Here is a 10,293-nt window from a genome sequence, read left to right as displayed (position 1 = left end):
GAATCGGACTTCGGGCGAATCCGGAGCAGCGGCGCGAGATTGAGACACTCGGCGTGAAGCTTCCCGAGGGGGTCGCCCTCCCTGGTGGCGGCGATTCACTCCTGGCCTTCGACGTGGACGAGGAGCACCAGAACTGGGGAGCACTCTCATCGCTGTTTCAGCGGTGGCGAGCTTCCGACGTGACCCGTACCGAATTCACGAAGAAGGAGATCGATTCTGCGCGCTGGTTGGAGATCGGCGCATGGCACCACGGCTACCCGCAGCCGGCAGAGGACGTCTTCGGGTATCGCCAAGCGACGTACGACCTCACGGACTGGTGCGAGAAGTGCGGCATCGGAATGAAGCAGAAGGCGCCCTTTCAGATGAAGGGCGAGCCCAAGTGGGGGCGCAATGCGATCATGCAACTCGTGTGGATCTACGGCGAACTGTTCGTCACCCCCGACGTTTGGAATCGGGTCTTCGAGCCTGCTCACGTGGAGTGCCGCCCCGTCCTGAACACGAAGGGAGCCGAGCTCAAGACGGTGGTTCAACTCGTCGTGCAGACTACAGCGAGCATCATCACCGAAGGCCTCCCTGCCGAGCAATGCGAGCGGTGCGGACGCACGAAGTATCTGCCCATCACCCGCGGGCCGTTCCCTGCACTCCGCGACACGCCGGTTGGTTCAATGTTGCGCACCGCCGAGTACTTCGGAAGTGGCGCGCAAGCCGACCAACACGTGCTCATGTCCCAGGACCTCGCTCGCTCGCTCGCGAAAAGCGGCGTCCGTGGGGCATCGCTCAAACCCGTCGTGGAGCCCAAGTGAACGATTCATCCCGCAGGCTGCCGGATCTCCGCGCAGCCGCTCCGCAAGCGAGGCTCTGCCGGCGCGGCAGGTGTCGGCGATTACCTGCTACTCGATTTCGATCAGTTGCCGGAGTTCGTCGAAGCAGCGCTCGACCGTAGTGATGAACTCCTCACCGGGGCATCAAGATAACGTCACCCCGCGAGTTCCGGGTTGCCAACTCTCAACATTGAGTTGTCCGATTTGACGAGGGCAACTCCAACAACACTCATGCCCGTGCCACGCTGCAAACCCATCATGAGCCAAGCTTGAATCTCATGGACTCCCAGCAGGTCATCACCGTCGAGCAGCAAGGCGCGTCACCGCCGCGCGGTGACGAGGTCACTCCCATCGCCCGCTACATCGTCGGCGAGATGATCAACAACGCGCGCTCCCGTGCGGCCACGAGCATCCAGCGCCACAACGCCCTGGCCAGACAGGACTGCATTGCCGAGTACCGGGCGATGCCGTGGCTGCAGAGGTTCCTGGCCGGCGGACAGTTCCTGGAGTCCTGCCACCAGACGACCATGAGCGGAAAGCTGCTGGCCTTCGGCGAGTGGGCCTACCAGGTCCGCGAGAACGGCCCCTGGGACCACAAGCCCCACATCAAGAAGACCTTCCGCCAGGCAGACGCTTCCGCCAGCGAACAGCACTGGCACCACCTCAATGGCTGGGTTTACTACTTCGACATCTGGTCCAACATCCACTACGGCTACGTGGGACGGGCCTGCGGCTTCTCCGCCTCCGAGCTGCTGGATGGCGCCGGGCTCGAGCAGATCGGCTCCAACATCGTCGCGGGCAAGCACTTCTTCCGCCACCCCTCCTCTCCGGGCACAAGGGGACTGCGGCGCTTCGACGCCCCATCCGACCGGCTCTCCATCGACATGGGCATCAAGCTCTACCCGCGCGACCCGACCGTCGCGGAGATCTTGCACCTGGTGCAGAACACGCAGGGCCTCAGCCGCAGGCCGCTGAGGGCCGCGAGGTAGAGACGCCCGTGCCTGAGCCGTCCTCACGCAAGCGAATGCCCCGATGGCTCACCGGCGCCGCACTGGCCGCCGTGCTCCTGCTGTGCTGGGCGTTCCTCCAGGCACGCCAGGCCGTAGTGACGGTCCACTTCATGCCGGAGCAGGACGCCGTCCTGGCTCCCCTCTACGTCATCGTGGGCGCCGAGAAGCAACACGCCACGGAACTCCGGCGCGGGCAGTCCGACCGCTTCCGCTTCCAGCCGGACCCGGAGTTCCCCCTCGACCTGGCTTTCTGGATTGGTCCCCACAATGGCGGCTGGACCGGCCCCTTCCTGCGCCCGCGCCAGCGGTTGGACGTCACCATCGACGGGCAAGGCAACGTCACCTCTCAGGAGTGCGACTGGCCCTGCTGGTAGACCCCACAAAGCAACACGGGCCCCGGGGAGTGTCCCCGAGGCCCGCGCTCACTTCACACCGGCATACTGACTACTTCGCCGCCTCAATGAGGCACGCGAAGCCCATGCCGCCGCCGATGCACATGGTGACGACGCCGTAGCGGCCATTGCGGCGCTTCAGCTCGCGCAGAATCGTGGCCACCATGCGCGCGCCGGACACGCCCAGCGGGTGGCCCAGGGCGATGGCGCCGCCGTTCGGGTTCGCCTTGTCCATGGGGACGCCCAGCTCACGGATGCAGTGCAGCGCCTGCGCGCCGAAGGCCTCGTTCAGCTCGAAGACGTCGATGTCCTTCACCTCGAGCTTGTTCTTCGCCAGCAGCTTGCGCACCGCCGGCACCGGGCCCACGCCCATGATTTCCGGAGGCACGCCCACCACTGCGGAGTCGATGAAGTAGCCCAGCGGCTTCACGCCCAGCTGCTTCGCCTTCTCCTCGCTCATCAGCACCGCCGCCGCGGCGCCGTCCGTCAGCGGCGACGCGTTGCCCGCCGTCACCACGCCCTTGGCGTTGAACGCCGGCCGCAGCTTCGCCAGGCCCTCCACCGTGGTGTCCGGACGGAGGATGGTGTCCACCGTCACCGTCACCGTCTTCGGCGTGCCGTCCTCCTCGTAGTACGTCGTGGTGACGGGGACGATCTCATCCTTGAGCTTGCCCGTCTCGCGCGCGGTGGCGGCACGGCGCTGGCTCTCGGCGGCGAACTTGTCCGCGTCCTCACGGGAGACGTTGTAGCGCGAGGCGATGTTCTCCGCCGTGGCGCCCATGGAGGTGTAGACCTCCGGCAGCTTCGCCATGATTTCCGGGTGGGCGCTCGGCTTGTTGCCGCCCATGGGCACCATCGTCATCGACTCGGTGCCGCCGCCGATGCCCACTTCAATCGTCCCAGTCATGATGGCCTGGGCAATCTGGGCAATCGCCTGCGAGCCCGACGAGCAGAAGCGGTTGATGGTCATCGCCGCCGTCGTCACCGGCAGGCCCGCCAGCAGGGCCGCCTGGCGAGCGACGTTCATCCCCTGCTCCGCCTCCGGCATGGCGCAGCCCAGGATGACGTCCTCGACCTCCTCCTGCTTCAGGCCGGGCACCTGCGCCACGGCCTCCTTGATGGCCACGGCGGCCAGCGTCTCGGGCCGCGTGTCCTTGAACTCTCCCTTGTGCGCGCGGGTGAAGGGCGTGCGCACCGCGCTGGCAATCACGACTCGACCAGGCATCTTGAGTGTCTCCTCGCCCGGGTAGCACCCGGGCAGTCAGCGAAATTCAAATCAGTGGTCAATGGATACCGGCCAGCGCTCAGTTCCGCAGCGGCTTGCCCTTCTCAATCATGTGCTGCAGGCGGTCCTGGGTCTTCTCCTCGCCGCACAGGCTCAGGAAGGCCTCCGCCTCCAGCTCCAGCAGCCGCTCCTCGGTGAGGAGCACGGACGTGCTGGTGTCGCCGCCCGTCAGCACCCGGACCAGCTTCTGGGCAATCTTCCGGTCATGGGCGCTCACCTGGCCGTTGAGCTCCATGTCGTAGAGCATCATGTCGAAGGTGGCCGCGGCGCTGGGGCCCGGCAGGCGGAAGCGCGTGGGGCGCGGCGGCTTGAAGCCCGCGTCGGCCATGCCCAGCACCCGCGCCTTCGCGTCCGACAGGAGGAAGTCGCGGTTGGACGTAATCCCGTCCTGCTGCGACAGGAAGCCAATCTCCCGGGCCTCCTCGGCGCTGGTGGCCACCTTCGCCATGCCGATGGCCAGGAACACCTTCTTCAGGAAGGGCATGGACTCGAAGTCCTTCTCCGCCGCGTACGGGCCGAAGACATTGCGCAGCAGTTGCATGTTGCCGCCGCCGCCAGGGATGAGGCCCACGCCCACTTCCACCAGGCCCATGTACAGCTCGGCGCTGGCCTGGACGGCGTTGCCGCCCATCGTCACCTCGGAGCCGCCGCCCAGCGTGAGGTTGAAGGGCGCCGTCACCACCGGCACCGGGCTGTAGCGCATGCGCTGGTTGGCGGTCTGGAAGTCCTTCACCATCTTCCGGATGGACTCGAACTCGCCGCTCTTCGCCGCCCACAGCAGCGCGACGATGTTCGCGCCCGCGGAGAAGTTGGACCCGTCGTTGCCGATGACCAGGCCCTTGTGGTTCTTCTCCGTCTCGTCCAGCGCGGTGTTCATCATCTCGATGATCTGGTCATCGATGGAGTTCATCTTGCTGTGGAACTCCAGCAGCGTGGCGCCGTCGCCCATGTCCCACAGGGTCGCGGAGTCGTTGCCGGCAAGCTTCTTGTTGCCGCGCTTGAGGTACTCCACGCGCTGGGTGCGCGCGTTCTCCGGCACCATCTTCTCGGACTTCGTGGGGATGTCCCAGTACGTGTCCTTGCTGCCCTCCACGCCGTAGAAGGACGTGCGGCCCGCGGCCAGCATCTCCTCCACCCACGCGGCCGGCTTCAGGCCCAGCTCCTTCATCCGCTCCACGCCCTTCTTCACGCCGTAGGCGTCCCACGCCTCGAAGGGGCCCAAATCCCACGCGTAGCCCCAGCGCATGGCGCGGTCCACGTTCACCACGTCGTCGGCGATCTCCGGGATGCGCCGGCTGGTGTAGGCCAGGACGTCCAGGGTGATGCGCTCGGCGAACTTCGCGGCCTTGTCCTGGCCGTTGAGCACCACGGCGACGCGCTCGCGCACGTCCTCGACGTCCTTGGCGGCGCCCAGCGACTCGAAGCGCACCTTGTTCTGCGCGCGGTACTCCATCGTCTTCAGGTCGAGGACCTGGATGTCCTTGCCCTGCTTCTTGTAGAAGCCGCCGCCGCTCTTGTCGCCCAGCACCCCCTTCTTCACCATGTCGAGGATGAACTCGGGCATGCGGAACGCCTCGCGCTCCTCGTCCTGGGTGAGGGTGTCGTAACAGTTCTTCGCCACGTGGACGAAGGTGTCCAGGCCGACGATGTCCGTGGTGCGGAAGACGGCGGACTTGGGACGGCCCATGGGCGGACCGAAGAGCTTGTCCACCTCTTCAATCGTCAGCTCGGCGGGGCCCATGCCGGCGATGGTCTTCATCATCCCGTACGTGCCGATGCGGTTGGCGATGAAGTTGGTGGTGTCCTTGCCGTAGACGATGCCCTTGCCGAGCACCTCCTCGCCAAAGCGGTGCAGCGTCTTCAGCACCTCCGGGTCCGTCTCCTTGCCGGCCACCAGCTCCAGCAGCTTCATGTAGCGGACGGGGTTGAAGAAGTGCGTGACGAGGAAGTTCTTCCGGAAGTCCGCGCCGCGGCCCTGCGTCATGCCCACAATGGACATGCCGGAGGTGTTGGAGGAGACGATGGTGCCCGGGCGGGCATGCTTCTCCACGCGCGCGAAGAGGGACTGCTTGACCTCGAGGTCCTCCTTCACCACCTCCACCACCCAGTCGCACTCGGCGATGCGGGGCAGGTCGTCATCGAAGTTGCCCACCTCGATGTTGGCGAAGACCTGCTCGGAGACGATGGGGCTGGGCTTCTGCTTGCGCATGTTGGCCAGCGCGCCCGCCGCGAACTTGTTGCGGAAGGCCTTGGACGAGGTGTCCTCGCCCGGGTTGGCCTTGGGGGGGACGATGTCCAGGAGGAGCGCGCGAACGCCCGAGTTCGCCAGGTGCGCGGCGATGCCGCTGCCCATGACTCCAGCGCCCAGCACAGCCACTTTGCGGATCCGCGTCGTCATCTTGAAAGGCTCCCTATGAGGGAAGGTTGGGAAGGAGAGGACTGCACAAATGTAGGCGATTGACTCGAAAGTCAACCGAATCAGATGGCCGGATGGCTCGCCATGGGGTCGTGACACCGACTACAAACCGGACCTCCATGGCGCGCCTCGACCCACACTCCTACAACGACAGCACGCAGCCTGAGACGGAAACCCTGGACTGGAAGGCGCGCGTCGATTTCCGGACGCACCGCCTGCACGCGGAGGCCACGCTCACGCTGAAGGAGGCCTCCGCCGGTCCCCTCGACCTGGACACCCGGGATTTGGAGATTCGGGGGGTGGTGGACCCGAGTGGTCGCCCCTTGCCCTACATGCTGTCCCCTCCAGAGGCGATTCTGGGCAGCCGCCTGCGGGTGGAGCTGCCACCCGGGCTGCGGCAGCTCACCGTGCGCTACCGGACGGCGCCGGGCGCCAGCGCGCTCCAGTGGCTGACCCCCTCGCAGACGGCCGGCGGGCAGCACCCCTTCCTGTACAGCCAGTGTCAGGCCATCCACGCCCGCAGCGTGGTGCCGCTCCAGGACACGCCGCGCATCCGCATCCGCTACCGGGCGTCGCTGCGCGTGCCCAAGGCGCTGAAGGCCGTCATGGCCGCCAGCTTCGTGCGGCGCGAGGAGCACGGCGTGGAGGCGGAGGAGCACTACGAGATGCCGCAGCCGGTGCCTCCGTACCTGCTGGCCTTCGCCGTGGGCAGCCTCGCGCCGAAGGAGCTGGGCCCGCGCTCGCGGGTGTGGGCGGAGCCGGAGCTGCTGGAGGAGGCGGCGGACGAGTTCGAGGGCGTGGACGACATGCTCCGCGCCGCCGAGGCCCTCTTCGGCCCATACGACTGGGAGCGCTTCGATTTGCTCACCATGCCCCCGTCCTTCCCCTACGGCGGCATGGAGAACCCGCGCCTCACCTTCCTCACGCCCACGCTCATCGCGGGCGACAAGAGCCTGGTGAATGTGGTGGCGCACGAGCTGGCGCACTCGTGGACGGGCAACCTGGTGACGAACGCGTCCGCGGAGCACTTCTGGCTCAACGAGGGCTTCACCGTCTTCGCCGAGCGCCGCATCCTGGAGGCGCTGGCGGGGCCGGAAGTCGCGGCGCTGCATGGGGCGCTGGGGCGGCGCGCGCTGGAGGAGGCGCTGCACCACTTCCGCGCCCACCCCCACCTCACCGCGCTGCGCACGCACCTGGCGGGCGTGGACCCGGACGAGGCCTTCTCCCAGATTCCGTACGAGAAGGGCTACCTGCTGCTGCGCGCCATGGAGGACGCCGCGGGGCGCCCGGCCTTCGACGAGTTCCTCCGCCGCTACCTCGCCACGTACCGCTTCCGCGCGCTCACCACCGAGGAGTTCGTCGCCTTCGCCGAGCGCGAGCTGCCCGGAGTGCTGGCGAAGGTGGACGGAGACGCGTACCTGAACAGGCCGGGCGTGCCGGCGGGTGCGCCCTCCCCCCGCTCGGGCCGGCTGGAGGCGCTGGTGCGCGTGCGCGGCACCGTGCCCTCCCTGGACACGGTGAAGGACTGGACGCCCACGGAGTGGCAGCTCTACCTGGAGTGGCTGCCGTCGGACACGCCGAGAGACATCATCCGGCAGCTCGACGAGCGCTTCAGCCTCACGAAGAGCCGCAACTCGGAGGTGCTGGTGTCGTGGCTGGTGGCGGCGCTGCGCGCGGGCTGGGAGCCGGCCCTCCAGCGCACCGAGGCGTTCCTCGGCGAGGTGGGCCGCATGAAGTACCTCAAGCCGCTGTATGGCGTGCTCGCCTCGTCACGCGAGTACCGGGGTGTGGCCCGCACGCTCTTCAAGAAGCACGCGGAGCGCTACCACCCCATTGCACGGCAGGGCGTGGAGCTCATCCTCGCCCGCACCTAGAAACGCGGGGCTACTTCGACACGGCCTGCAGGCGCTTCTGCGACAGGGCGAGGTACTTCTCGTCCATGTCGATGCCCACGTAGCGGTGGCCCAGCTTGAGGGCCGCCACGCCGGAGGTGCCGCTGCCGTTGAAGGGGTCCAGCACCAGCGCGTCCTGGGGGCAGCTCGCCTCGAGGATGCGCTCCAGCAGGGCCACCGGCTTCTGCGTGGGGTGGCTGCCGTGGGCCTTCTCCTCGCCGCCGCGCGGGACAGTCAGCGTCCACAGCCGGCCCTCGCCGTCCGCGGTGAGCTCCGCGTCGCCGGAGGGCGGCAGCACCCACGCGTCGCGCATCTGCTTGCCACCGTTCTCCGCCTTCATGCGCGAGTAATTGAAGGTGTGCTGCAGCTTGCCGCCCGACTTCGGAGACGCCCAGATGAGCAGCTCCGTGGAGTGGGTGAAGTAGCGGCACGCCAGGTTGGGGCTGGCGTTGGGCTTGAACCAGGTGACGGTGTTGAGCAGCTTGAAGCCGAGCTTCTGCATCGCGAAGCCGACGTTGAAGATGACGTGCTGGGTGCCGCTCACCCAGAGGGTGCCCGTCGGCTTGAGCAGGCGCTGGCAGGCGGCGAGCCACGCGGTGGTGAACTTGTGGTCCTCCTCCACGCCGCGCGACTCGTCCCACTTGCCCTTCGCCACGGACACGCGCTTGCCACCCTTGCAGGTGGTGCCGCCGTTGGAGAGGAAGTACGGCGGGTCCGCGAAAATCATGTCGAACGTCTGGGGCTCGAACTGCTCCATCAGCTCCAGGCTGTCGCCGTGCAGCAGCGTGTAGTCCTCCCCCTTCGCATAGACGCTCTCGCTCAGGGAGCGGCGGACAACCTTCAGGGAAGGGGCTGCAGCGTGCGCGGACATCTCGCCTCCGTCGGACTCTCGTCGTGGACGCGGCGGAATGTGCGGTGACTTCACTGCTACGTCTAATTTCTGGTCTGTAGCACCCTGAAACTTGACGGTGACTTCAGGCCGTAGAAGCACCGCGAGCAGGGCGGGAGCGCCTCTCGTGGAGGCCCTCCGACACCCTGCTCGACGGGCACTGCTCAGGCTGTGAAGAAGGCCCTGGGGCCGTGACTCAGGCCTCGGCCTTCTTGCCCTTCTTGGCGGCGGCGGGCTTCTCGGCGGGGGCAGCCTCGGCGCCCTCGGCGGCGGCCGCACCCTCGACCTTGACCGGGTTGTTCGCGTACTTCTTGCGGAAGCGGTCGATACGGCCGGCCGTGTCCATGAGCTTGTACTTGCCCGTGAAGAAGGGGTGGCAGTTCGAGCAGACTTCCACCGAGAACGAGCCGCGGGTGGACTTCGTCTCCACCGAGTTGCCGCAGGCACAGGTCACTCGGGCAGCGGGATAAACCGGATGAATCTCGGGCTTCATGACGCTCTCTCCAGTGTGCCTTTCCCCTACCCGCTGGCGGGTAGGAGGTCCGGCACTGAGGTTGGCCGGCGCTTATAACGGCGCGCCGGCCGGTTCACAAGGCCAGGCCGGGTCAGTGGGCCGCCGAGCCGGGAGGCTCGATGCGTTCCACCAGCTTCTGGACAGCCGGATCCGCCGGCACGTCGCTCCCGAGCTGGATGTACGACAGTAGATGCGTCCGGGCGGCGCCCGTTGCGCTCCCCTCGGCCACTTTCTTCAAGGCCGCCCGCCGGGCTTCCAGGCCGGCAACCGCCTGCTCATAGGAGGCCTTCTTCGCCGCGTCCTTCTCGGCCGCGAGCCGCTCCTTCGCCTTGGCGAGGTTGTTCTCGACGATGCCCAGGTTCTGCCGGGCCCGGTTCTGCTCGGTGATGTCGGTGAAGCGGCCGGGGCCGTCCAGCCCCAGCTCCAGCTTCGCCAGCTGCCTGCCCCGGTCTCCGGGAGGGATGAGGGTGGCGAACGCCTGGCGCTGCGCGATGCCCTGGCCGCGCCCCTCGTGGGACTGCACCACGAAGTCCACGCCCTCCACCCGCTCGGCGACGCGGAGGGCCTCGTCGTAGGGCACGGCCGCGAGCACCACGACCAGGTCCACCTTCTCCTGCTCGCGCAGGCGCTTCGCCTCGGCCGCCACCGCGGGCTCCACCGGCAGCCCCTTCATCATGGGCGTGGGCCGGCCCTTCACGGGCGGAGCCGCGGCTACCGGCTGGGCCGTGGCGGGAGACACTCCCACCACGCCGACCTTCACCCCGCCCACGTCCGTCACCAGGGAGGCCGGGAAGAAGGGCGTGCCCTTGTCGTCCACGAGGTTCGCGGACAGCAGCTTGAGCTTCGCCTTCTTCGTCCCCTTCTTGAGGAAGTCCACGCCGAGCACGAGGTCGCGCGTGCCCACGGCCATGGCCGCGGTGCCCTGCGCGTCCAGCTGCGACAGCAGCAGCTCCGCGCGCGCCTTCGCGTCCGGGGCCTCGCCACTGTCGCGGCTGCGGAAGAGCGCATTGCCCGCGTCCAGCACGAGCACCGGCACGCCCTTCGCGCGCTCCTGCTCAATCACCTTCTTTCGTC

General features: G+C 67.6%; 9 protein-coding genes. 4 read left to right on the top strand and 5 right to left on the bottom strand.

Annotation, left to right across the window (positions count from 1 at the left end; all coding sequences use genetic code 11):
• Nucleotides 1–53 precede the first annotated feature (53 nt).
• The 3 genes from G4D85_RS17450 to G4D85_RS17440 all read left to right on the top strand — a co-directional run bounded on the left by G4D85_RS17450 (nucleotide 54) and on the right by G4D85_RS17440 (nucleotide 2,205).
• Complete coding sequence (locus tag G4D85_RS17450; RefSeq protein WP_205525582.1) at nucleotides 54–803, top strand: hypothetical protein; 750 nt, start codon at nucleotides 54–56, stop codon at nucleotides 801–803.
• Nucleotides 804–1,099: 296 nt separating this feature from the next.
• On the top strand, nucleotides 1,100–1,810 hold the full coding sequence (locus tag G4D85_RS17445; protein WP_164013313.1) for a polymorphic toxin type 44 domain-containing protein: 711 nt from the start codon (nucleotides 1,100–1,102) through the stop codon (nucleotides 1,808–1,810).
• Between the two features lie 35 nt (nucleotides 1,811–1,845).
• Nucleotides 1,846–2,205: a hypothetical protein gene (locus tag G4D85_RS17440; RefSeq protein ID WP_164013311.1), complete on the top strand. Its 360-nt coding sequence runs from the start codon at nucleotides 1,846–1,848 to the stop codon at nucleotides 2,203–2,205.
• 70 nt (nucleotides 2,206–2,275) lie between these two features.
• Here G4D85_RS17440 and G4D85_RS17435 read toward each other — a convergent pair whose 3' ends face one another.
• Nucleotides 2,276–3,448, bottom strand: a complete 1,173-nt coding sequence (locus tag G4D85_RS17435) for a thiolase family protein (RefSeq protein WP_164013309.1) — start codon at nucleotides 3,446–3,448, stop codon at nucleotides 2,276–2,278.
• 79 nt (nucleotides 3,449–3,527) lie between these two features.
• Complete coding sequence (locus G4D85_RS17430) at nucleotides 3,528–5,906, bottom strand: 3-hydroxyacyl-CoA dehydrogenase/enoyl-CoA hydratase family protein (RefSeq protein ID WP_164013307.1); 2,379 nt, start codon at nucleotides 5,904–5,906, stop codon at nucleotides 3,528–3,530.
• A 137-nt stretch (nucleotides 5,907–6,043) separates the two neighbouring features.
• On the opposite strand from G4D85_RS17430, the gene G4D85_RS17425 reads away from it, so the two are divergent.
• Entirely contained in the window at nucleotides 6,044–7,798 is a 1,755-nt protein-coding gene (locus G4D85_RS17425; protein WP_164013305.1) for a M1 family metallopeptidase, read from the top strand.
• 10 nt (nucleotides 7,799–7,808) lie between these two features.
• Here G4D85_RS17425 and G4D85_RS17420 read toward each other — a convergent pair whose 3' ends face one another.
• From G4D85_RS17420 to G4D85_RS17410, 3 genes are all read right to left on the bottom strand, one after another.
• A complete protein-coding gene (locus tag G4D85_RS17420; protein ID WP_164013303.1) occupies nucleotides 7,809–8,687 on the bottom strand; it encodes a DNA-methyltransferase in 879 nt (292 codons plus the stop codon).
• Between the two features lie 214 nt (nucleotides 8,688–8,901).
• Nucleotides 8,902–9,198, bottom strand: coding sequence for a 50S ribosomal protein L31 (gene rpmE / locus G4D85_RS17415; RefSeq protein ID WP_164013301.1), 297 nt, complete (start codon nucleotides 9,196–9,198; stop codon nucleotides 8,902–8,904).
• A gap of 112 nt (nucleotides 9,199–9,310) precedes the next feature.
• Nucleotides 9,311–10,249: a metallophosphoesterase family protein gene (locus G4D85_RS17410; protein WP_164013630.1), complete on the bottom strand. Its 939-nt coding sequence runs from the start codon at nucleotides 10,247–10,249 to the stop codon at nucleotides 9,311–9,313.
• Nucleotides 10,250–10,293 lie beyond the last annotated feature (44 nt).

The organism is Pyxidicoccus trucidator (genome assembly GCF_010894435.1).
GTDB classification, from domain to species: Bacteria; Myxococcota; Myxococcia; order Myxococcales; family Myxococcaceae; genus Myxococcus; species Myxococcus trucidator.
Note: the sequence above shows the minus strand (reverse complement) of the source record. Positions and strands in the feature narration are given on the sequence as shown.